Here is a 23,487-nt window from a genome sequence, read left to right on the forward strand (position 1 = left end):
TGCTCGTTGGGCGGCCACCGCTCTCCGCAGAGGAACGGTCAGGCCGTCTGACCCCCTGGCAACACAGGACGAACTCGTATCGCTGGGTGGATGGCGTGTTGTTCTCCGACATCCGCTGCCATGAGATGACAGGCCTTGGCGTCGAAGCCCGGTTGCGCCGAGATTCAAGAGTGTGCACACGGCACACACCCGAAAAATGATAGCCCGGTGGGTTGACCCCGTCAAACGAGACGGCGCGCCGTTGAGCACTCGCTCACGGCTCTCCTCTATTCTCCCACGGCCAGCGGGGTCGGCCGCCCGTTTCGCCCCGACCCTCCACCGCGAGGACCGCGATGGCCGTCAGTCCGGCGAGCACCGCGGCCGCGACGATGAACGGGCTCGCGGAGTAGCCGAACGGGAAGAACAGCAGCTGGAGCAGGTCGGCGGTGATCGCCGTGTAGACGATGCCGCCGACGAAGAGCATGGTGATGTACACCGCCGCGGTCGCCCCGACGAAACTGATCCCCGGCCCCTGCCGGGCGGTCTGGACGCGCACGAGCAGCAGGCCGAGCACGACCGCGCCGGCGACCACCATGACGGGCCCGAGGAGCGGCCCCGCCTGCGCCTGGCTGATCACGTCGACGTCGAGGATGAGGCTCAGCAGGCCGAAGGTGGCGACGACCGCGGCGATCCAAGCGACGACGCCGAAGACCGCGATGATGCGGGGGTCAGGCGTGCGCGCCGGTGCGGGCTCGCTCATACTCCGCCTTCCGCTCGGCGCTTGCCTTCTCGTAATCGGCCTGCGCCTGCGCGTTCTTCGCCTTCACCCGGCGTCCGCGCGCCGCGATCGCGGCGCCCGACCAGATCGAGACCTCGCGTGCCGCGATTCCCGCCGCGATCGCGAGGGGACTGATCGAGATCCGCGACAGGAACCCGGTCACCTCGCTCGGGGTGATCTGCTGCGCGACGGTGATGACCGCTCCGAGCAGGTAGCCGCCGTAGACGAGCACCGCGACGATGAGGCCGCCGATGATGTAGAGCGGCCAGCCGGCACGGTTGAAGAGCAGGACGACGATCACGAGCCCGACGAAGAAGGCGATGATCGGCACCCAGAACGCGGCGCTCAGCACGAAGTTGGTGAACGACTCGGCGAAGAGGTCGGCCGGTGTGCCGACGGCGATGATGAGGGCCGCGGCGCCCGCCCAGACGAGCGCGAAGGCGATGGCGGCGAGCAGCGCGATGAGCGTGCCGAAGCCGCGGTTGCCCTTCTTCTTCGGCGGGGCCGGCGCTTCGAGGTAGACGGTGCGCGGCTCGTCGGTGCGCGGTTCGTCGGTGCGCTCGGCGGGGCCGGTCGCAGTGGTCGGAGCCGTCGGAGCCGTCTCGACGGTCGGCGTCGGTACCGGAGCTGCCACTGTCGGCGTTGCGACCGGGGTGACTTCCGTCTTCGCGTCGGCGCGTGCGTCGGCGTCCGCCACGGCAGAGGCGGGCGGCGCGGACGCGACGGGGTGCTCGGTCACGACCGGCTCGGGTGTGGGCGGCGCGGTCGCGACGGCGTCGGCTGCCGCGACATCGGGCGCGCGGTGAGCAGGACCGGACGAGTCGGTTTCGGGCGCGAGCGGCGCGGGGACCGTATTCGTGCGCTCGGCCGAGGCGGGGTCGGCTTCCGCGGGCGCGTCGACCGCACGCGTCGGGGCGGTCCTGTTCTCGGCGCGCGCCGGCACGGGGGCGGCGAGAGGCGCCTCATCCGCCTCGGATCGTGACCCGTCGGTTGCGCTCGCGACCGGAGCGGAGGTGTCGTTCGGGGTCGCGTCCGCAGCCGCCGCGGGCGCCGGCTCATCGACGACGGGCTCGGGGTCGCCGTCGCTGCGGTACGTCTCACGGCGTCCTTCGGGAATGTTCCCCGTTCGGTCGTTCGTGTCGCTCATGCGTGCTCCTCCGGCGATCGGCGGCCTCCCGCCACCGGTGGTCCCAGTGTAGGTGGAGGCCCGCTCGGCGCCGGCTGAGCGGCCCCTGTCAGGCGGTCGGCTGAACGTAGACCGCGCCGCTGAGGTTCAGCGAGAAGCCGCCCTTGTCGCGGTTCTCGGAGAAGGTGAGGCCGGACACGGTGATCAGGCGGTCGAGCTGCTGGATGCTGCTCACGAAGGCCTGCAGCGCGTCGAGACTTCCGTCGGCCGATAGCTGGATCGGGATCGCGACCATGCCGGGGACCTCGGGAACCGCGGTCGTCGCCGCCGACTTGGTCGTCGCCTCGCCGTCCTCGGCCGTCTCAGCGGGCGCCGGCGCGGGCGCGCCCTCGGCGTCGGAGAGCAGGGTGGCTTCGGCGGCGGTGACGGTGGTGATGTCGACCCCCGAACCGAAGGCGATCTGGGCCAGCTCGCCCACGAGGCGGGACATGCTCGCGTTCTCGGGCAGGTAGTCGGTGAGGACGGCGAGTTCTGCCTCGAGCTCCGGCAGGTTCTCCTGGGCTTTCGCGAGCTGGTCGATGCGCGCCCGTTGGGCGGCGTTGACCTGTGCGACGGACTCCTGCTCGAGGTTCGCCGCCTTCGCCTGGGCGATGAACGGCTGCGCCCCGAGGAACCAACCGCCGGCGAGGATCGCGACGATGGCGAGTGCCCCGCCGATCAACCAGAGACGTGTGGCGTTCATTCGGCTGCCTCCTCGGCGAATCGGCCCGAGTACACGGTGTCGTCGACGCTGAGGGTGACCACCGACTGGTAGAAGCCCGTCTGGTCGCGGCTGATGGCGTTGAGCACCGCGTCGGAGTAGCCGGGCAGCCCTGCGAGGCTGTCGATCCACGCCTGCACGGACGGCAGGTCGGGCGTCGTCACTGTGAGGGTGATGGTCGCCGCCCGGTCGGCGCCGAGGGCGCTGGTGTCGGAGGCGATGGTGCTGAGCGGCGAGGTCGCGTCGACCGCGATCCCGATGACCAGCATCCCCTGGGGGAGCGTGGCGCGCACCGCGGAGAGGTAGTCGGACCAGAGCACATCGCTCTGACCGACGGTCTCGAGCGCACTGCGCTTGTCGGCGACGCCGGCGAGGGCGCTGCTGACGTCGGCGTACTCCGCCTGCTCGGCGACGAGCGCCTCGGTCCGTGCCCGCTCGGTCGCGAGGTCGTCGCTGGCCGACACGGCGAGCCAGCCGGACGCGGCGACTCCGGCGACGACGACCACGGCGGCGGCGACGACGCCGGCGACCATGCCGCGCACGGCTCGACGGCCGCGCTGTGCGGCGATGACCGACGGGGGCAGCAGGTTGGCACGGGGCGCGCCGCCGAGTGCGGCGGGTGAGGCCGTCGCTTCGGCCGCGGTCTTGTCCTTGCTCCGGCCGAAGGTGATGGGTTTGGTGAGACTCAACGACGTCATCGCTCCGCACCTCCGCTGGCGAGGCCGACGGCGACGGTCATCGCACCCCAGCCCGATTCCGGTTCGCGTTCGCGCAGGTTCTTCGCGAGGGAGAGGCCGGCGAGCGGCGTCCCCTCGGCGACGGGGATGCGCGTCAGTTCGTGCAACGCGTCCGAGAACCCGGGCATCCGTCCGGCACCGCCGGTGAGCAGGATCCGCTCGATCTGGTCGCCGCCGTTGGCGGAGTAGTAGGCGAGCGTGTTGCGAAGACCGGAGAGCATCTCGCTGGTGACGGAGAAGACGATCTCGAGCACCGCCTCGTAGGCGGTGGTGCTGAGGCCCTCGGGCGCTTTCGGCGAGGCGACGAGGCCGACCATGCGCTTCAGCCGCTCGGCTTCGTCGATGGGCAGGTCGAGACGGTCGGCGAGCGCCCGCGTCACATCGCTGCCGCCGGCGGGGATGATGCGCACGAAACCGGGCACACCGTCACGGGCGACGACGACGATGGTCGTCATCTCGCCCACGTCGATCAGCGCGACGGAGCCCTTGGCGCTGTCGCCGGTGAGCAGCACGCGGCTGAGCGCGAAGGGGACGAGATCGACCCCGACGGGGTTGAGGCCCGCCAGGCGGGCAGCGGCGACCTTCTGCTCGATGGGCTCCTTCACCGCGGCGATGAGCAGGCCGTGGATGACGGGACCCGCGTCGCCTTCGCCTTCCGAGATCGGGTAGAAGTCGAGCAGCGCCTCGGAGACGGGCACCGGCAGCAGGTCCTGCACCTGGAAGGGCAGCGACTCGCGGATGCGCGGCAGCGGCATCTTCGGCATCGACAGTTCGCGGGCGAGCACCTTGTGGTTGCCGACCCCGAAGACGACGTCCTTCGTCTTGAAGCCCGCCTCGGACCAGAGCTGGCGCAGCGCGTTGGCGACGTTGTTCACCTCGTGCACGTCGCCGTCGCGCACCGCCCCCTCGGGCAGCGCGACTTCGCCGTAGCGGATCACGGTGCCGCCCGCCTTGTGCGGGTCTTGCACCTCTGCGGCGCGCACCCCCGTGTTGCCGATGTCGATTCCGACCACCCGTTGTGGCATCTGTCAGGCCCCCAGACCGAGAAGAGAGAGATAAGCAGCAGCGACGGGCGCGCCGGCGAAGACGCCGATCCACGCGCCGAGGAGCATCCACGGACCGAACGGCACGTTCGTGCCGCGCTTCGCCCGTCGCGTGAGGAGGAGGACGACTCCGAAGAGGCCGCCGAGCAGGAAGGCCGCGATGGCGCCGACCGCGAAGGGCGCCCAGCCGAGCCAGGCGAGGAAGAGACCGAGCACCGCGGCGAGCTTCACATCGCCCATGCCCATGCCTCCGGGCACCGCCACGGCGAGCGCGAAGTACACCCCGCCGAGGGCGAGGAGTCCGATGCCGGCCCGCAGGAGCGCGGCACCGTCGCCGACGACGATGCTCGAGGCGCTCAGCAGAACGGCGCCGACGAGCAGCAGCGGCAGCACGATCGCGTTCGGCAGGCGCTTCACGTCGATGTCGATGAGCGCGAGCGCGACCGAGCTGCCGGCGAGAGCGAGGAACGCGACGAGGGAGAGGAGTCCCGCGACGAGTTCCGCCGCACCGTCGGTGGTGAGGAGTTCGGGCAGGAAGCGCAGCGCGACCGCGGCGAAGAAGAGGCCGGTGCCGAGTTCGACGAGCGGGTAGCGGGCCGAGATCGCCGTGCGGCAGGTGCGGCAGCGTCCGCCGAGGAGCAGCCATGAGAGCACGGGCACGTTGTCGCGCTTCGCGATCGGCGTGCCGCAGCCAGGGCAGGCGCTCGGTGGGTTGACGACCGACATTCCGCGCGGGACGCGGTAGATGACGACGTTGAGAAACGAGCCGATCAGGCCGCCGAAGAGTCCGATGATGGTGGCGATCATCCGGCCGCCACCTCCCGGTAGTACTGCTGGTCGCCGACGGTGCCGGCAGGGGTCGAGCCACCGCCCGAGGGTGATCCGGTGTCGAGGTCGACGCCGGGCAGCCCGACGGGTACGTAGTGCAGCGTCGCCGCGCCGTTGATCGACGCCTTTCCGGCGAAGATCTGGCCGGTGACGTTGAGGCCCGACGCGAGCGAGATGAGGCACGGGCTGTAGAACATCGTCGACACCCGCGACGGGATGACGAAGGCGCCGCCGATCGCGAAGCTCGCACCCGACGGGCAGGTCGGCACCTTGTCGGCGACGGTGTCCGGGGTGATGAGCCACAGTTTGATGTCCGCGCTCGAGCTGAACCGCCCGCTGCCGCCGAGGTCGTACTTGTTCGCGATGATCACCGTGTCGGCGGCGAGCGCAACGGTGTCGGCGCCGCCGATGCTCACCGAGGTGCAGAGGCGCGCGTCGATGACGACCTTGCGGCCCGCCATCGACGCGATCGCGGCGTTCAGCTGGGCGGGGCCGCAGCTGCCGGCGGGCATCTTGTACTCGGTGAAGCCGACCCAGTCGGCGAGCTTGTAGTCGTAGTCGACCCAGTCGGGCACCGTCGGCTTCTTCGGCGTCTGGTACGGGCTCGGGCCGGGACCCTTGCTCTCGATCTTGCGGGTTCCTGACACGTTGCCCGAAGGGTTGTCGAGCGCCGCGGTCTTCGTGGTCAGGTTCTTCGCGATGTTGGTGGACCAGGCCATGGTGGTCGCGTTGTAGACCCAGGCGTTGCTCTTCGCCCTCGCGCTGCCGGTGAGGGTCAGGTTGTTGGCGGTGACGTCGCCTCCGACGGAGCCGGAGCCCTCGAGCCGCATGTCGCCGGTCGCCCACGCTCCGCCGCCGATGGAGCTGGAGCCGGGCACCGTGATGCTCGCTGCGACGGCGTTGCCACCGACCGACGTGCCGCCTTCGACGACCAGGGCCTTCGACGCCCAGACGTTGCCGGAGATGTTGCAGGAGCCGCTGACGGTGAGCTTGCCCCCGTCGACGACGAGGTCGTCGGCGCCGGTCGAGGCGCCCGTGCAGGAGACATCCCCGGTCTTGACCATGACGTCGGCGTTGCCGGTGGCCGAGACGAGGCGCCCCGACCCGCCGAAGCCGGCGGCGTCGTAGGCGTAGACGGCGGGGCCGCCGGTGAAGCCGGTGGCGGTCGGCGGAGTCCAGTTGTAGACCGCCTCCGCCTTGGCCCTCTCGTCGGCGTCGTTCGCCGAGGTGCCCGTGGACTCGATCTTGATCTGCACGGCGCCGCTCGAGGCGGTCGGGCAGCCGGGGATCCACGCTCCGGTGGTCGTCGTGCGGTACCAGACGGTGGAGGCGAACGCGGGACCCACTCCCCCGTCACCGGTGTTGAGCGAGCAAGTGCCCGCCTTGACTTTGGCGTAGGCGGCGTCGATGCCGGCGTCGGCGGCGGCCTGCGACTGCACGCTTGCGCGCGCGTCGGCGGTGTAGAGGTACGACTGCACGGTCGCGGCGACGACGACGGTGGTGATGACCATCGTGACGGCGAGCAGCCCGATGACCGACGCCATCGCGCTTCCACGGTCGTCTGCGACGCGACGTCGAGCCGCGGTGAGGATCCGGTTCAGAGCACGCATTCGGACGGAGCACCTCCCACCGTGTTCTGCCTGCTGGCGATCGAGGTGGTGACGATCTGCCCCGATCCGGCGTCGCTGCGGACGACGAAGTTCACCGTCACGGTCCTACCGGAGGTCTGGAAGATCGGGGTGCTGCTGTCCACAGGGGCGACGTTTTCGGCGAGGAGCGTCCAGGTGCGCAGTTGGGACGCGGACGGGATGCCGATCTTCGTGTTGTTCGTGACCTTCGCGCGGATGGTGCGCTCGGTCGCCGAGTAGTACCAGGCCTGACACTGCAGGTCTGCGGTCGCCCCGCGCTTGTACGTCTTCACGATGAGCAGCGGACGCGAGACGGTCGGCGAGTTGATCGCGGTGGCGTTGCGGACGCCGAGACCGAGCGACTCGACCGCGGTCTGCGACTCGGTCGTCGACGACGTCGTGTCGGTGATGCGGGCCTGGTTGGTGATGCCGCTGACCATGACGCTTCCGACGATCCCGAGGACGAGGAGCAGCAGTGCGCTGTAGATGACGAGTTCGATGAGCGTGAAGCCGTCGTCGCGGCGCAGGCGCTCCTTCAGCCGACGCATCAGGCACCCCCGACGAAGACGCGGGTCTGCGCGGTCGAGAGGACGCGACCGTCGGACCGGACCTCGATGTCGACGAGGACGGTGCCCGTCACGGCCGGGTCGGGGCAGGCGCCGATCAGGCTGCGCTCGATCTCGTACTCTCGGCCATCGACTGTCACATCAGCCGGGTCGGCGGCGTCGAACGCGATGAGCGCCGAGCAGGTTGAACCGGCGGAGCGGGCGAGTTCGAGCTGCGTCGACATGAGCTGCGTCGCGGTCGCGATCTCGGAGTTGCGCTGCGAGTTCAGCAGCCCCTGCGTGAGCACGGGAAGGAAGGCGAGAGCCAAGACGGCGAGTACGAACATCGCGACGACGATCTCGATCATGCCGATCCCGTCTTCGTCGGTGCCAGTGCCCTGCGCCTGGGGCTCCATCGTTTCTTCCTCGGTGCTCGTGGTCGGGGTGAAGAGCTTCGGGTGTGCCGGTGGGGCGCCGCGGTCCGCGGACGCCCCACCGGGAGGAGTGCTAGGTGGATCAGCCGTTGCCGCCGGCGGGCGCCTCGGCGCCGTCCTCGGTGACGCCGGTGGTAGAGGTGACGGTCCACGTCTTGTCCGAGCCGTCGCGGCCGGCGGTGATTTCGAAGTCACCGTTCGTGATCGTGATCGTCTCCGACTCGAACTCGGTGCCGTCGCTGGGGACGAACTTGTAGTCCTCCTCGAGAGCCTCGATCGTCACCGAGCCAGCGTCGGGGTCGTCGACGAGGAACGAGACGACCGCGGTCTTCGCGTTGGCGAGGTCCGACTTGACGGCCGAGTCCTTCGCCTGGTCCTGCTGCGTCAGGAAGATCGGGATGGCGATCGCGGCCAGGATGCCGATGATCAGGACGACGACGAGGAGCTCGATGAGCGTGAAGCCCTTGTCGTCCTTGTTGAGCTCATCGCGCTTGACGACGAGGTTGCTGTACAGCTTCGAAATCATTGCAGTTCCGTTTCCTTCAGAGTTAGTGAGGCGGCGGCCCCCCAATTGATCCGTGCCACCGCCATCAATCGTTCCTGCGCTCCAGACGATTCACAGTCCTTTATTTGGGGGACATGAGGCCTTTTCATGTCCCCAGTTCATGTGGCCCCCATGCGGGGGAGTCCCCCATATCGGGTTACAGAATGCGGACCTGTCGACCCCCTAAAGGGAGGTTGCAACCTCGCGGAGAATGCCTTTCAGGCGCGAAAAAGGAATCGACCACTTATCGCGACGATCGGGCCCACTGACCGCCACACTGGCCGTTTCCGGACGTCGAATGGGCGCTGGCGCACGCTGGCCTCCCGCTCGTTGAGCGAAGCGATACGGAGGGGCCGACTCCCACCCCGGTCGTCGAGTAAGCGAAGCGCACCGAGACGGCTCGAGTAGCGAGGAACGACCCGTATCGAGAGCGCAGCCTCAACCTCGGCGCCGTGGTCTCGATACGCTCCTCCGTCGCTACTCGACGACCGGGGGCAGTTGTGCCCGCCTGCGAAGCGATACGGAGGGCGCCAGTCTCAATTCCGGTCGTCGAGTAGGGCGAAGCCCGTATCGAGACGGCTCGAGTAGCGAGGAACGAGCGTATCGAGAGCACAGCGCCATGGTCTCGATGCGCTTCGCTTACTCGACCCGTCTCGACACGCTCCTTCGTCGCTACTCGACGACCGATAGGGCCCGCTCGTTGAGCGAAGCGATACGAAATCCCGGTCGTCGAGTGTGGCCCCCAGGCCCGTATCGAGACGGCTCGAGTGAGCGAGGAACGAGCGCATCGAGAGCACAGCGCCATGGTTTCGGCGCGACCGAAGGGCCCGCTCACTGAGAAGAGCGCTTCGAAGGGCTTAGAACGGTGCGGTGGACTCGTCGTCTGGGAGCCAGGCTCTCATCACCAGCGGTGGTGCTCCCGGGATGGTGCGGCCGGGTGGAGCGAAGGTGCGGGCCGGTTTCGTCGTGTACGTGCGCCCCGTCGGCGAGGTCCAGGTCAGGGTCCCTCCCGGGGAAGCAGTGACGCGCCACCGTTTGCGGCCTTTGACCATGTGGTGGCCCTTGCACAGGTGCGCGAGGTTCGCGGCGACCGTTTCGCCGTCCTCCGCCCACGGTTTCGTGTGATCGACATCGCAATGCTCGACCGATCGGGTGCAGCCCACGAACCGGCACACCTCGTCGCGTGCGGCGAGATACCGCCGCAGCTGCTTGGGGACCTTGTACGTCGTCCGACCGAACGAGGTGATCGCTCCGTCCTCCGGGTCGGTGAGGATCCGAATCCAGCCCGGCGCCTCGCCGGCGATCCGGCGGGCGGTGTCCGCGTCGATCGGCCCGTAGCGCTCGAGCTGGCCGGGCTCGTCCGACCGGCCCAGCGCCGTGAGTACCGGCACGGTGGTCGCGACCTGCGGGTTGATGCCCCGACGCGCCGCCGGGGTGGACTGAACCGGCTCCCCCTCGACCACAGGGGCGGTGACGCCGCCGGCGTCGATGAGCAGGTCGCGGAAGACGTCCGCTTCGATCTGCTGCAGGGTGCGGGTCTCACCCTCGACCATGAGTCCCTTCGCCAGCCCGGTCACCGCGGCGGCGGCACCGATGACGTATTCGGCGGACATGTACGCGCCGTACCAAGCCATCCCATCACCGGCCGGTTCGACCGCGGTCCGACGCTCCACCAGCGCTTCCTTGTGGCGTTCGATCAGCTCTTCGGGTTGCAGATCTGCGCGGATCTTCCGCGCCATCCGATCGAACCGCGGCACTGGGAGATCGACGAACTCCAGCAGACGGGCCTCGTACTCCGAGACCAGCTCGGCGGCGAGCCCATGCGAGTGCTCGACCAGCACGCGGGCGTGCCGTTCGGAGAACTCCGCCTGCCGAAGCCGCGCGAAGGTCGACGGGAAGACATGGACGAGCTGGCGGGCGAGCTCCAACAGCGACTGAGCGGTACGCTCGTGCACCTGTAGCACCGCGGCGACTTCTGCACGCAGATCGCGCCACTCGAGCGAATCGGGATCGTGCCAGTCGGCACCGAGATCGCGCTCGAATTGCAGGCGGATGGCGTCGATGAATTCGAAGCGCGCCGCTTGATAGACGCGGGCGAGCGAATCGTGCTCGGCCAGACGGTCGACGAGATATCGGGCAGCCGTCGGGGACGATTCCGCCTCGACGCGCTGCTCATCCATATCGATATCGAAGCAGCAACCACCGACATTGCCTTCGCCGCAGAAACGGACGGGATACCACCAAAGCTCGGCGACATCAGCCGGTGCACGGATCAGGAGAAACAGCTCGATAACGGCCGAAATGCACACGGATCAGGACGATTCGCGCGCGAACTCCTGATCCGTGGACAAACTCCTGATCCGTGTACCCGCACGCGCGCGCCGGGCCGGGCACCTCGTGCCGGCATCATGGCGCCCGCGGCCCACTCAACGCGCGCGGGCAACCTGCATGCCCAGGCTCTACTTGATGAGGGTGAAGATATTGAAGACCGGGAGGTACAGGGCCACGATCATGCCGCCGACGACGACGCCGATGACCGCGATCATGAGCGGCTCGATCAGCGAGGTCAGCGCCTCGGTGGTCGTCTGCACTTCGTCGTCGTAGAAGTCGGCGATCTTCTCGAGCATCTGCTCGAGCGAACCGGAGTCCTCGCCGACGGCGATCATCTGCGTCACCATGGCGGGGAAGACGGGCTCCTGCGACAGCGGTCCCGCGATCGACTTGCCGACGCGCACCGACTCCTGCACCTTCTTCAACGACTGCTCGATGACCCAGTTGCCGGAGGTCTCCCCCACGACGCTGAGCGACTGCAGGATGGGCACACCGGCGCCGATCATGGTCGAGAAGTTGCGGGTGAAGCGGGCGACGGCGACCTTCTTGAACAGGGTCCCGAACACGGGCAGCTTCAGCTTCAGGGGGTCGAGGAACCCGCGAACCCGGTCGGTATAGCGGTTCTTCTGCCACCAGATCGCGAACACGACGGCGGCGACGGCGAGGATCGGCGCACCGAAACGCATTCCGTCGGAGAGCCAGACGAGCATCTGGGTGGGCAACGGCAGCTGACCGCCGAGGCTCTCGAACATCCCCTGGAAGGTGGGGACGATGAACAGCAGCATCGCGATGACGGCGATGACCGCCATGCTCAGCACTACAACCGGGTAGGTCAGCGCCGACTTGATGGTCGAACGCAGCTTGTGCTCCGACTCGTAGTTGTCGGCGACGGAGGACAGGGCGCCTTCGAGGAATCCGCCCGTCTCGCCGGCGCGCACCAGGTTGATGAACAGCGGCGGGAAGACCTGGTCGTGCCGTCCGAGTGCGGCCGACAGGGAGGCGCCGTGCTCGACCTCGTTGCGCACATCGCCGAGGGTGTCGGCGAGTTTCTTGTTCTCGGTCTGCTCGGCGAGGATGGTGAGGGTCCGGAGCAGCGACAGGCCCGACGACACCATCGTCGACATCTGCCGGCTCATCACGGCGAGGTCCTTGAGGCCGACCTTCTTCTCGAACCCGGGGATCGTGATCTCCTGGTTGAGTCCCGTGCCCGGCGCGGTCTCCTCGATGGCGACCGGCGCGACACCCATGGTCTTCAGCCGCGCGACGACCGCACCTTCGCTGGGGGCGTCGAGCTTGCCCTTGACGAGCTTGCCGTCGGTGTTGCGGCCGCGATACGACCAGGCTTTGACGGCCGTGCTCACGAGAGGCTCCGTCCACCGTGACCGTCGGTGCCGAGATCGAACGCGCTGCCGAGCCCGCGCGAGGCGGGGGTTCCGCGGTGGATGAGCTGCTTCAGCCCGTCGACGTCCTGCGCCTTCTCGATCGCCGCCTCGTGCGTGATCGTGCCCGAGTCGACGAGTTCGGCGAGGTTCTGATCCATGGTGTGCATGCCGAGCGCACGACCTGCCTGCATCGACGACGGGATCTGGTAGGTCTTCGCCTCGCGGATGAGGTTCGCGATGGCGGGGGTGACGAACATGATCTCGGTCGCGACGACTCGACCCTGACCGCTCGCCTTCTTGACGAGGGTCTGACAGACGACGCCCTGCAGGGTCGCGGCGAGCTGGGCGCGCACCTGCCCCTGCTGATGCGGCGGGAACACGTCGATCACGCGGTCGATCGTCTGCGCCGCGTTCTGCGTGTGCAGCGTCGCGAAGACGAGGTGACCGGTCTCGGCGGCGGTCAGCGCGACCGAGATGGTCTCGAGATCGCGGAGCTCGCCGATGAGGATGACGTCGGGGTCCTGCCGCAGCACATGCTTCAGCGCGTTCGCGAAGCTGTGCGTGTCACTGCCGACCTCGCGCTGGTTGACGATCGCGCGCTTGTTGCCGTGCATGAACTCGATCGGGTCTTCGACCGTGACGATGTGGTCGGGACGCGAACTGTTGACGAGGTCGATGAGCGCCGCGAGGGTCGTCGACTTGCCGGAGCCGGTCGGTCCCGTGACGAGCACGAGTCCACGGGGCAGGGCGGCGAACCGGCTGACCGCATCGGGAACGCCCAGTGACTCGAGCCGCTTGATCTCGGTCGGGATGATGCGGAACGCCCCGCCGATCGAGTCGCGCTGCTGGTAGAAGTTCACGCGGAAGCGCGAATCGTCGGAGATCGAGTAGGCGAAGTCGAGCTCGAGCTCGCGCTCGAAACGCTCCCACTGCTCGGGGGTGAGGATGCTGCGCAGCGCGCTCGTGACCTTCGCCTTCGCCCACACCGGCTGGTTGGGTGCGGGCTTCAGCTCGCCGTCGACGCGGAGCATCGGCACGGCGCCGGCGGTGACGTGGAGGTCGGATCCGCTTGAGTCGACGACCGCCTGCAGGGCGGCGATCAGCTCCGGGTCGGCGGACCCGACGCCCGGACGCGGCGCCTCGGTGACGACCGCTGCCGCTGTCGGAGCGGCGACGGAGACAGCGGCAGCGGCCGACGGGGCCGGAGCGGCGACGGCGGCAGCGGCCGCCGCTTCGGCGGCTTCCACCAGCTCATCCGCCGACCAGTCGACCTGCGGGCGGGTGGAACGTAGCGACGCCCGCGTGGGCAGCTCCGATCCGCCCGTGATGTCCCATACGGGACGTCCCGGTTCGTTCCGTCCGTAACCTTCCATCGACGCTTCCCCCATTTCAGCGTTGATCAATGCAGCGTGTGTTCGTGCAGCGTGTGCTGTTGCGGTGCTCCCCTGCCGCGCCGTTATGCCACGACGCGGAGAATCTCTTCGACGCTCGTCAGACCGAGCCGGACCTTCGCCCAGCCGTCCTCGCGCAGGGTCGTCATGCCCTGCTCGATCGCGGTCTTGCCGATCGTGAGGCTCGAGGCACGCTCGACGGCGAGGCGCTCGATCTCCTCCGTGACGGGCATGACCTCGTGGATGGCGACGCGACCCCGGTATCCGGTGCCGGAGCACGCGGAGCAGCCGACCGGACGATAGATCTCGGGGATCGCCTGATCCTGGAACAGCCCGAAGCGCAGCGGAACGAGCTTGTTGACCTCGTGCTTGTACGGCTCCTTGCAGCGGTCGCAGAGCTTGCGCGCGAGACGCTGGGCGACGATGCAGTCGAGCGCCGAGCCGACGAGGAAGGGCTCGATGCCCATCTCGGTGAGTCGCGTGACGGCGCTCGGGGCGTCGTTCGTGTGCAGGGTCGAGAGCACGAGGTGGCCGGTCAGCGACGCCTCGATGGCGATCTGCGCGGTCTCGTGGTCGCGGATCTCACCGAGCAGCACCACATCCGGGTCGCTGCGCAGGATGCTGCGGAGCGCGCTGGCGAACGTCAGGCCGGCCTTCGGGTTGACCTGCACCTGGTTGATGCCGGGCATCAGGTACTCGACCGGGTCTTCGACGGTGATGACGTTGATCTCGGGCTTGGCGACGGCTTTCAGCGTCGTGTAGAGCGTCGTCGACTTGCCCGAACCGGTGGGTCCGGTGACGAGGATCATGCCGTACGGCTTCGTGTACGACTTCTCGAAGACCTCGAGGTTGCGGTCGAGGATGCGGAGATCCTTGATCGTCATCGCGGTGTTCGAGTCGTCGAGGATACGCATGACGACCTTCTCGCCCCACACCGTGGGGAGGGTCGCGACGCGCAGATCGATGGTGCGGTCGCCGTGGGCGACCGAGATGCGGCCGTCCTGCGGGCGACGGCGCTCGGCGATGTCGATGTCCGCCATGATCTTGAGGCGCGAGATGACGCCGTTCTGGATGGCCTTGGGCGCGCTCTGCATCTGGTGCAGCACGCCATCGATGCGGTACCGCACCGACACCTCGTGCTCGGCCGGCTCGATGTGGATGTCGGACGCCGAGTCCTGGATGGCCTGGCTGATGAGCAGGTTGACGAAGCGCACGATGGGCGCGTCGTCGTCGCTGTCCTCGACCTGCGGCAGGTTCGGCTCGTCGGCCGCGCTCTGCTCTTCGAGGGCGGAGGTCAGGTCGCTCATCTCGCCGTCGGCGCGCAGGTGCAGCGACTGCGCGTTGAGCAGGTCGTTGCGCACGGCGACGCGGGGTTCGATGTGCATGCCGGTGACGGCGCGCACGTCGTCGAGGGCGAAGAGATCGCCCGGGTCGACCATGGCGAGCACGAGCTTGCCGCGCTCGATGGCGATCGGCAGGATCTCGTAGCGGCGGCACATGCCGGCGGGCACGAGCGCGAGGGCCGCGGGGTCGACGGGGAAGTCGATCAGCTCGACCGTCGACAGGTTGGCGCGGACGGCGCGGGCGGTGGCGACCTGCGCCTCCGAGATGGTGCCGCCTTCGAGCAGGCTCTGGATGGTCGCGTCGTCGCCGCGTTCGCCCGCGGATTCGAGCGTCTCCGGCGGGACGAGCCCGCGGATGACGAGAATCTCGGTAAGCGAAGCCACACGTCCCCCTGACATACGGAAAGTCAGGGGATCCTGCGCGATGCGCGCGGCGTCGTTCGAGGTCCCCTCGACTTCTGCCTCAACGCTATCCACGAGGGCGAGGCGCGGCGATCCCGCCTTCGGGTGTCGGTCATTTGGGGGACTCGAGATAGCGGCGTTCGACATGGGGGCTCCTCTTGCGCGCCGGGGTGGGCGCGGCGAGTTCGGGTGGAGGGGGGGTGAGGGTGGGTGTTGCGCCGAGGGGTCGGCGCCGGGGTGGTGGTGTTAAGTAGTGGTGCTGGATGGTGATGCTGTCGCGGGGCGGCCGCCGGGGAGCGGCCGACGCCGCGGCGTCGGTGATGAGTCGGTGAAGAAGGGGCGGGAGCGGGGCTCAGGCCGCGATCAGGCCGCGCCGCAGACCTCGGCGATCAGTTCGTCGGCGAGGCGTCGGACCTTCGGCTCGACGTGGGCGTCGACGGCGCGGAGGATCAAGGAGCGCTGCAGGCCGAGGCGCGCGACGGCGGCCTCGAACAAGGACCAGTAGCTGCGCACCAGCGTGACTCGCGCATCGGCGGCTTCGTCGGCGCTGACCCAAGTCGGCACGTCGAGGGCGACGCTGCGTTCCTGGCGCTCGAGCACGATGTCGAGGGATTCGCCGTCGCGGTTCGCGACGTGCACGACGCCGTGGTGCACGCCGACCGTCCAGTCGCCGCCGGCACGCAGGCCCGGGAACTGGGCGTCGACCTCGCGGTCGAACTGCTGGGCGACGAGGAGCTCGACGGCACCGAAGAGTCCATGCAGGGGCGCGTGCGGTAGCTCGTCGAGCCCTAGGGCGTCGACGTAGCGCGGGCAACGCGCGCAGGTGGACTGGCGCGGTCGCAGCGAGTCGGGCTGCCACTGCGGCAGCCAGGCAAGCCAGTGGTAGAAAGCGCTGTCGAGTTCGCGCTCGAGCCGGTAGGGGCGCAGCACGCTCATGCGGACGCCTCGCAGTCGAGGCGGAGAGAGAAGGGGGCGCGGCGAACCGCGTACGTCGGGTACGTCACCTTGGGTCCAGGCGTGAGGAATCGAGCGGTCGGTGGGTGGCCGTCCGCCGCTGACCGGGTAATCAGCGTCCCTCCACCGTATTGTCGGGCGCCACCCCCGCGACAGGCCGCATTCGGGGGACACGGGGGTCCCCCGAACGGACTACCCTCCGGCGACCGAGATCCGCCGGTGTCGGCGGACGCGGCGGCGGCCTCTGCGCCATCCGCGCCGGGAACTACCGGTTAAAGAGAAGAGGTGCGGCGCCCCCCAGCGCCGCACCTATGGGAGCCCCCCAGCTCCGTATCTATGAAATTACGCGATGTCCCGCCGCTGGGCAGTCCCCAACCCGGGTGTCGGCAGTTTGGAGGACACGCGCCGTCCCCCGCTCAGCCGCGACGTGCGGCGCGAGCGGTGAGCACGCGTCGCACCAGCTCGCCGACGGACGCCGAGGCGCGTGGCGCGATGGACAGCTGCACCGTGTACGGTGCCGGCTCGCCGTCGCGCTGCTCGAGCGCCGCGGTGATGCCGCGCTGGCGCAGATGTCCTCGAGCGGCGTCGACGTCGATCGCGTCGATGCGTCCCCGCACGGGATTGCCCCAGAGGTCGTTGCCGATGAAGGCGAACGGCTGCGTGTCGATGCTGACCGACTCGCTCATCGCGCGCGCCGATTCTGCCACCAGAGTCATGATTCTTCCCCCTACGAGCGATCCCCCCGACCGCTCGTGAGCACGACAGTACTGGCGTAGGTCGTGCTGCGATACGCCCGCATCCGGGTGCCATCACAGGGGGCGCCGGTGATGATCGACTCACCACGACCACGGTTCACACTTCCGTGAATACAGCCGCGCCTGTACCGTCGTCACCATGTCGATGACCCTCGCTTCTGTCACCCACACGGCCGCCCTCGCGCGCCTCGGCAACGCGTTGGCGGATCGCACCCGCGCCGGCGTCCTGTTGGCGCTGCGCGAGGCGCCGGCCTATCCGTCGGATCTTGCGGCGTCGCTCGGCGTCTCCCGCCAGGTGATGTCCAATCAACTCGCGTGTCTGCGCGGGTGCGGTCTCGTCGAAGCCGTGCCTGACGGTCGACGCACCTGGTACCGCCTCGCCGACCAGCACCTCGCGCCGGCCCTCGACGAGCTGCTCCGGGTCGTCCTCTTCGTCGACCCCACCTGCTGCGACGGAGACGGGTGCGACTGCTGATGGTCGCTCCCCCCTTGTCGACCGAGCGCACCCGCGTCCTCAGGCGCCGGATCAAGGTCGTGGTCGCCGTCACGATCGTCTACAACCTCGTCGAAGCCGTCGTCGCGGTGAGCGCCGGCGCCGCCGCCTCCTCGGTCGCCCTCATCGGCTTCGGACTGGACTCGACCGTCGAGGTGCTCTCCGCCGCCGCCGTCGCTTGGCAGTTCACGCGCACCGACCCGGAACGCTACGAGAAGCCGACTCTGCGAGTGATCGCGGTCGCGTTCTTCGCGCTGGCCGCCTATGTGACCGGGAGCTCCGTCGCTGCGCTGGTATCGGGCGAGCAGGCCGATCACAGTGCGACAGGCATCGTGCTCACGGCCGTCAGCGTCGCTCTGATGCCGTTCCTGTCGTTGATCGAGCGCCGGGCAGGCCGTGAGCTCGGTTCCGCGACCGCAGTGGCGGACTCGACGCAGACGCTGCTCTGCGCGCTCCTCTCCGCTGCGGTCCTCATCGGGCTGGTGCTGAACGTACTGTTCGGCTGGTGGTGGGCCGACTCCATCGCCGCCCTCGTGGTCGTGGTGTTCGCGATCCGTGAAGGGGTCGAAGCGTGGCGCGGTGATGCGTGCGCGACCTCCGTCGGCATGCTGGCCGAGGAGAACGCGCGTTAAACAGAAGAAGGGCCACCCATCACTGGGTGGCCCTTCTTTGAAAAGGAGTCCGGCGGTGTCCTACTCTCCCACAGGGTCCCCCCTGCAGTACCATCGGCGCTGAGAGTCTTAGCTTCCGGGTTCGGAATGTGACCGGGCGTTTCCCTCTCGCTATGGCCGCCGAAACACTATCGATGTTTCGCCTGACCGTCCACGAATGGACGATTCTTGTTCCCGTACATCGGGAACCACAAAGTGGACGCGAGCAACAGTCGTTGCGATTCATACTCACTACCACCCGAAGGTGGTGAAGTAATCAAGTTATCGGCTTATTAGTACCGGTCAGCTGCACAGGTCTTTAGTCCCTGCTTCCACATCCGGCCTATCAACCCAGTCGTCTACTGGGAGCCTCTCCCCAAAAGGGATGGAAATCTCATCTTGAAGCCGGCTTCCCGCTTAGATGCTTTCAGCGGTTATCCGTTCCGAACGTAGCCAATCAGCGGTGCCCTTGGCAGGACAACTGACACACCAGAGGTTCGTCCATCCCGGTCCTCTCGTACTAGGGATAGATCTTCTCAAATTTCCTACGCGCGCAGCGGATAGGGACCGAACTGTCTCACGACGTTCTAAACCCAGCTCGCGTACCGCTTTAATGGGCGAACAGCCCAACCCTTGGGACCTACTCCAGCCCCAGGATGCGACGAGCCGACATCGAGGTGCCAAACCATGCCGTCGATATGGACTCTTGGGCAAGATCAGCCTGTTATCCCCGAGGTACCTTTTATCCGTTGAGCGACAGCGCTTCCACAAGCCACTGCCGGATCACTAGTCCCGACTTTCGTCCCTGCTCGACTTGTCAGTCTCACAGTCAAGCTCCCTTGTGCACTTACACTCGCCACCTGATTGCCAACCAGGTTGAGGGAACCTTTGGGCGCCTCCGTTACTTTTTGGGAGGCAACCGCCCCAGTTAAACTACCCACCAGGCACTGTCCCTGAACCGGATTACGGTTCTAAGTTAGACATCCAGAGTGACCAGAGTGGTATTTCAACAATGACTCCACCCGAACTAGCGTCCGAGCTTCACAGTCTCCCACCTATCCTACACAAGCCACACCGAACACCAATACCAAGCTGTAGTAAAGGTCACGGGGTCTTTCCGTCCTGCTGCGCGTAACGAGCATCTTTACTCGTAGTGCAATTTCGCCGAGTTCGCGGTTGAGACAGCTGGGAAGTCGTTACGCCATTCGTGCAGGTCGGAACTTACCCGACAAGGAATTTCGCTACCTTAGGATGGTTATAGTTACCACCGCCGTTTACTGGGGCTTAAATTCAGAGCTTCGCAAAAGCTAACCCCTTCCTCTTAACCTTCCAGCACCGGGCAGGCGTCAGTCCGTATACATCGTCTTGCGACTTGGCACGGACCTGTGTTTTTAGTAAACAGTCGCTTCCCACTGGTCTCTGCGGCCATACGGCGCTCCCGGAGCAAGTCCGTTCACGCTTCAGGCCCCCCTTCTCCCGAAGTTACGGGGGCATTTTGCCGAGTTCCTTAACCACGATTCTCTCGATCTCCTCGGTATTCTCTACCTGACCACCTGAGTCGGTTTGGGGTACGGGCGGCTAGAACCTCGCGTCGATGCTTTTCTCGGCAGCATAGGATCACTGATTTCCCCCGTGAGGGGTACGCATCGGATCTCAGGCTGTATGAGAGACGGATTTGCCTATCTCTCGCCCTACGTCCTTACACCGGGACAACCACCGCCCGGCTCAGCTACCTTCCTGCGTCACACCTGTTAATACGCTTGCCGCACCAGACTGGGTCGAGTGCTAGGCCACAGGCTTCACCCGAAGGATCCGCCCGTGGATTCGGACTCTTAGCATTACTGGATTAGCATTGGCGGTTCTTCGCCGGTACGGGAATATCAACCCGTTGTCCATCGACTACGCCTGTCGGCCTCGCCTTAGGTCCCGACTTACCCAGGGCGGATTAGCCTGGCCCTGGAACCCTTGGTCTTTCGGAGGACGGGTTTCTCACCCGTCTTTCGCTACTCATGCCTGCATTCTCACTCGTGTAGCGTCCACGGCTGGTTTCCACCGCCGCTTCACTCGCCACACGACGCTCTCCTACCGATCCGTACGGCTGAACCACGAAGGCTTACCAAAAATACGAATCCCACGACTTCGGCGGTGTGCTTGAGCCCCGCTACATTGTCGGCGCGGAATCACTTGACCAGTGAGCTATTACGCACTCTTTCAAGGGTGGCTGCTTCTAAGCCAACCTCCTGGTTGTCTATGCAACTCCACATCCTTTCCCACTTAGCACACGCTTAGGGGCCTTAGTCGGTGGTCTGGGTTGTTTCCCTCTCGACGATGAAGCTTATCCCCCACCGTCTCACTGCTGCGCTCTCACTTACCGGCATTCGGAGTTTGGCTGACGTCAGTAACCTTTTGGGGCCCATCGGCCATCCAGTAGCTCTACCTCCGGCAAGAAACACGCAACGCTGCACCTAAATGCATTTCGGAGAGAACCAGCTATCACGAAGTTTGATTGGCCTTTCACCCCTACCCACAGCTCATCCCCTCCATTTTCAACTGAAGTGGGTTCGGTCCTCCACGACGTCTTACCGTCGCTTCAACCTGGCCATGGGTAGATCACTTCGCTTCGGGTCTAGGACATGCGACTCAAGTCGCCCTATTCGGACTCGCTTTCGCTACGGCTACCCCACACGGGTTAACCTCGCCACATATCGCTAACTCGCAGGCTCATTCTTCAAAAGGCACGCTGTCACCCCTACAAGGAGGCTCCAACGGTTTGTAAGCAAACGGTTTCAGGTACTATTTCACTCCCCTCCCGGGGTACTTTTCACCTTTCCCTCACGGTACTTGTCCGCTATCGGTCATCTGGGAGTATTTAGGCTTACCAGGTGGTCCTGGCAGATTCACACGGGATTTCTCGGGCCCCGTGCTACTTGGGATACTCTCCAAGCCATAACGACATTTCGACTACGGGAGTGCCACCCTCTGTGCTCAGCCATTCAATGCTGTTCGTCTATATCGCGCTGTAACTCGTGCTGATCGGCAGATCAGCCTGAGAGTCCCACAACCCCACACCTGCAACGCCTGCCGGCTATCACACAGATATGGTTTGGCCTGTTCCGGTTTCGCTCGCCACTACTAACGGAATCGCGGTTGCTTTCTCTTCCTGTGGGTACTGAGATGTTTCACTTCCCCACGTTCCCTCTACCCGCCCTATATATTCAGGCGGGAGTCATCAGGTCACATTGCTGCGCCTGACGGGGTTTCCCCATTCGGAGATCCTCGGATCAAAGCTCGTTTATCAGCTCCCCGAGGCTTATCGCAGATTACTACGTCCTTCTTCGGCTCCAGATGCCAAGGCATCCACCGTTTGCTCTTAGAAACTTGACCACATGAGTATGAATCGATCGCCGCAACACTGCTGCTGCGGAGATTGACCAATGATCTTGTGCACCCGAAGGCACACGTAAATCTTTGTTGTGATCCCGACTCCGCCCGCCGTAGCCGGCAGAGTTCGGAATCTAAGATGCTCGCGTCCACTGTGTAGTTCTCAAAGTACGGGCGGTACCCCTCACGACCAGCCCACCAGGGGGTGACATGACGAGGTCCAGAAGTCCCGAACGACCCTCTCAGGCCGGCCCGGTCCCTCAGGACCCAACAGCGTGCACGCCACAGGAACCTCACCAGCCGTGTTCCAGATCCACCCGAAGGCGAACCGTACTGACGAACCGGATCGTGTCAACCCGTGACCTAAATCAATGTTCCACCCATGAGCAAACCACCACAGAACATTCGCCTGTGTAGTGGCTCTGGGATGACCGAAGCCATCCAGAAGCTCCTTAGAAAGGAGGTGATCCAGCCGCACCTTCCGGTACGGCTACCTTGTTACGACTTAGTCCTAATCACCGATCCCACCTTCGACGGCTCCCTCCACAAGGGTTGGGCCACCGGCTTCGGGTGTTACCGACTTTCATGACTTGACGGGCGGTGTGTACAAGGCCCGAGAACGTATTCACCGCAGCGTTGCTGATCTGCGATTACTAGCGACTCCGACTTCATGAGGTCGAGTTGCAGACCTCAATCCGAACTGAGACCGGCTTTTTGGGATTCGCTCCACCTTACGGTATCGCAGCCCTTTGTACCGGCCATTGTAGCATGCGTGAAGCCCAAGACATAAGGGGCATGATGATTTGACGTCATCCCCACCTTCCTCCGAGTTGACCCCGGCAGTCTCCTATGAGTTCCCACCATAACGTGCTGGCAACATAGAACGAGGGTTGCGCTCGTTGCGGGACTTAACCCAACATCTCACGACACGAGCTGACGACAACCATGCACCACCTGTATACCTGCCTTGCGGGGAGACTATCTCTAGCCTTTACAGGTATATGTCAAGCCTTGGTAAGGTTCTTCGCGTTGCATCGAATTAATCCGCATGCTCCGCCGCTTGTGCGGGCCCCCGTCAATTCCTTTGAGTTTTAGCCTTGCGGCCGTACTCCCCCAGGCGGGGAACTTAATGCGTTAGCTGCGACACGGAATCCGTGGAATGGACCCCACATCTAGTTCCCAACGTTTACGGCGTGGACTACCAGGGTATCTAATCCTGTTCGCTCCCCACGCTTTCGCTCCTCAGCGTCAGTTACGGCCCAGAGATCTGCCTTCGCCATCGGTGTTCCTCCTGATATCTGCGCATTCCACCGCTACACCAGGAATTCCAATCTCCCCTACCGCACTCTAGTCTGCCCGTACCCACTGCAAGCTGGAGGTTGAGCCTCCAGTTTTCACAGCAGACGCGACAAACCGCCTACGAGCTCTTTACGCCCAATAATTCCGGACAACGCTTGCACCCTACGTATTACCGCGGCTGCTGGCACGTAGTTAGCCGGTGCTTTTTCTGCAGGTACCGTCACTTTCGCTTCTTCCCTACTAAAAGAGGTTTACAACCCGAAGGCCGTCGTCCCTCACGCGGCGTTGCTGCATCAGGCTTGCGCCCATTGTGCAATATTCCCCACTGCTGCCTCCCGTAGGAGTCTGGGCCGTGTCTCAGTCCCAGTGTGGCCGGTCACCCTCTCAGGCCGGCTACCCGTCGTCGCCTTGGTGAGCCATTACCTCACCAACAAGCTGATAGGCCGCGAGTCCATCCTTGACCGAAATTCTTTCCACCCCCAGGAGATGCCTCCGAAGGTCGTATCCGGTATTAGACGTCGTTTCCAACGCTTATCCCAGAGTCAAGGGCAGGTTACTCACGTGTTACTCACCCGTTCGCCACTGATCCACAGAGCAAGCTCTGCTTCACCGTTCGACTTGCATGTGTTAAGCACGCCGCCAGCGTTCGTCCTGAGCCAGGATCAAACTCTCCGTAGATGTCTGACTGCACCCCCACAAAAGCA

The 23,487-nt window shown here is 65.8% G+C and carries 18 protein-coding genes and 3 rRNA genes; 2 read left to right on the forward strand and 19 right to left on the reverse strand.

Annotated elements, in window-relative coordinates; translation table 11 throughout:
- Positions 1-253: 253 nt before the first annotated feature.
- The 16 genes from NGH83_RS13495 to NGH83_RS13570 form a co-directional block, all read right to left on the reverse strand.
- Positions 254-739: a DUF6121 family protein gene (locus NGH83_RS13495; protein WP_251856770.1), complete on the reverse strand. Its 486-nt coding sequence runs from the start codon at positions 737-739 to the stop codon at positions 254-256.
- Positions 708-1,904 (reverse strand): hypothetical protein, encoded by a 1,197-nt coding sequence (locus NGH83_RS13500; protein ID WP_251856771.1) that lies wholly within the window; start codon positions 1,902-1,904, stop codon positions 708-710. Before NGH83_RS13500 ends, NGH83_RS13495 begins: the two co-directional genes overlap by 32 nt.
- An 88-nt stretch (positions 1,905-1,992) precedes the next feature.
- The gene (locus NGH83_RS13505; protein WP_251856772.1) at positions 1,993-2,625 is read right to left on the reverse strand and encodes a type 4a pilus biogenesis protein PilO; all 633 of its coding nucleotides are present in this window, start codon (positions 2,623-2,625) and stop codon (positions 1,993-1,995) included.
- On the reverse strand, positions 2,622-3,341 hold the full coding sequence (locus NGH83_RS13510) for a hypothetical protein (protein ID WP_251856773.1): 720 nt from the start codon (positions 3,339-3,341) through the stop codon (positions 2,622-2,624). The genes NGH83_RS13505 and NGH83_RS13510 overlap by 4 nt, the downstream gene beginning before the upstream one ends.
- Positions 3,338-4,405: a type IV pilus assembly protein PilM gene (pilM, locus tag NGH83_RS13515; protein WP_251856774.1), complete on the reverse strand. Its 1,068-nt coding sequence runs from the start codon at positions 4,403-4,405 to the stop codon at positions 3,338-3,340. The genes NGH83_RS13510 and pilM overlap by 4 nt, the downstream gene beginning before the upstream one ends.
- A gap of 3 nt (positions 4,406-4,408) precedes the next feature.
- Complete coding sequence (locus NGH83_RS13520; RefSeq protein ID WP_251856775.1) at positions 4,409-5,230, reverse strand: A24 family peptidase; 822 nt, start codon at positions 5,228-5,230, stop codon at positions 4,409-4,411.
- Positions 5,227-6,861 (reverse strand): polymer-forming cytoskeletal protein, encoded by a 1,635-nt coding sequence (locus NGH83_RS13525; RefSeq protein WP_251856776.1) that lies wholly within the window; start codon positions 6,859-6,861, stop codon positions 5,227-5,229. Before NGH83_RS13525 ends, NGH83_RS13520 begins: the two co-directional genes overlap by 4 nt.
- Positions 6,849-7,427 (reverse strand): prepilin-type N-terminal cleavage/methylation domain-containing protein, encoded by a 579-nt coding sequence (locus tag NGH83_RS13530; protein ID WP_251856777.1) that lies wholly within the window; start codon positions 7,425-7,427, stop codon positions 6,849-6,851. The genes NGH83_RS13525 and NGH83_RS13530 overlap by 13 nt, the downstream gene beginning before the upstream one ends.
- Positions 7,427-7,840, reverse strand: coding sequence for a hypothetical protein (locus NGH83_RS13535; RefSeq protein WP_251856778.1), 414 nt, complete (start codon positions 7,838-7,840; stop codon positions 7,427-7,429). The genes NGH83_RS13530 and NGH83_RS13535 overlap by 1 nt, the downstream gene beginning before the upstream one ends.
- Positions 7,841-7,940: 100 nt before the next feature.
- Positions 7,941-8,384 carry a prepilin-type N-terminal cleavage/methylation domain-containing protein gene (locus tag NGH83_RS15305; RefSeq protein WP_305881786.1) on the reverse strand — a complete coding sequence of 148 codons (444 nt, stop codon included), beginning with the start codon at positions 8,382-8,384 and terminating at the stop codon, positions 7,941-7,943.
- Positions 8,385-9,259: 875 nt separating this feature from the next.
- Positions 9,260-10,582, reverse strand: coding sequence for an HNH endonuclease signature motif containing protein (locus NGH83_RS13545; protein ID WP_251856779.1), 1,323 nt, complete (start codon positions 10,580-10,582; stop codon positions 9,260-9,262).
- Between the two features lie 279 nt (positions 10,583-10,861).
- A complete protein-coding gene (locus NGH83_RS13550; RefSeq protein WP_251856780.1) occupies positions 10,862-12,094 on the reverse strand; it encodes a type II secretion system F family protein in 1,233 nt (410 codons plus the stop codon).
- Entirely contained in the window at positions 12,091-13,488 is a 1,398-nt protein-coding gene (locus tag NGH83_RS13555; RefSeq protein WP_251856781.1) for a type IV pilus twitching motility protein PilT, read from the reverse strand. Before NGH83_RS13555 ends, NGH83_RS13550 begins: the two co-directional genes overlap by 4 nt.
- An 83-nt stretch (positions 13,489-13,571) precedes the next feature.
- The gene (locus NGH83_RS13560) at positions 13,572-15,233 is read right to left on the reverse strand and encodes a GspE/PulE family protein (protein WP_251856782.1); all 1,662 of its coding nucleotides are present in this window, start codon (positions 15,231-15,233) and stop codon (positions 13,572-13,574) included.
- A gap of 381 nt (positions 15,234-15,614) precedes the next feature.
- The gene (locus NGH83_RS13565) at positions 15,615-16,187 is read right to left on the reverse strand and encodes a hypothetical protein (RefSeq protein ID WP_251856783.1); all 573 of its coding nucleotides are present in this window, start codon (positions 16,185-16,187) and stop codon (positions 15,615-15,617) included.
- A 434-nt stretch (positions 16,188-16,621) separates the two neighbouring features.
- Entirely contained in the window at positions 16,622-16,912 is a 291-nt protein-coding gene (locus NGH83_RS13570; protein ID WP_251856784.1) for a hypothetical protein, read from the reverse strand.
- A 187-nt stretch (positions 16,913-17,099) separates the two neighbouring features.
- Here NGH83_RS13570 and NGH83_RS13575 point away from each other — a divergent pair, with 187 nt between their 5' ends.
- Together NGH83_RS13575 and NGH83_RS13580 are read left to right on the forward strand one after the other, a co-directional pair.
- The gene (locus NGH83_RS13575) at positions 17,100-17,435 is read left to right on the forward strand and encodes a helix-turn-helix transcriptional regulator (protein ID WP_251856785.1); all 336 of its coding nucleotides are present in this window, start codon (positions 17,100-17,102) and stop codon (positions 17,433-17,435) included.
- On the forward strand, positions 17,435-18,085 hold the full coding sequence (locus NGH83_RS13580; RefSeq protein WP_251856786.1) for a cation transporter: 651 nt from the start codon (positions 17,435-17,437) through the stop codon (positions 18,083-18,085). Before NGH83_RS13575 ends, NGH83_RS13580 begins: the two co-directional genes overlap by 1 nt.
- Before the next feature lie 47 nt (positions 18,086-18,132).
- Here NGH83_RS13580 and rrf read toward each other — a convergent pair.
- From rrf to NGH83_RS13595, 3 genes are all read right to left on the reverse strand, one after another.
- Positions 18,133-18,249: ribosomal RNA gene (rrf, locus tag NGH83_RS13585) — 5S ribosomal RNA — on the reverse strand.
- A 127-nt stretch (positions 18,250-18,376) separates the two neighbouring features.
- Positions 18,377-21,487, reverse strand: a 23S ribosomal RNA gene (locus NGH83_RS13590).
- A 453-nt stretch (positions 21,488-21,940) separates the two neighbouring features.
- A 16S ribosomal RNA gene (locus NGH83_RS13595) occupies positions 21,941-23,461 on the reverse strand.
- The 16S, 23S and 5S rRNA genes sit together here, the layout of an rRNA operon.
- Positions 23,462-23,487: the final 26 nt, after the last annotated feature.

Origin of the sequence: Herbiconiux sp. L3-i23 (assembly GCF_023734115.1) — a bacterium.
In the GTDB taxonomy this organism is placed as follows: Bacteria; Actinomycetota; Actinomycetes; order Actinomycetales; family Microbacteriaceae; genus Naasia.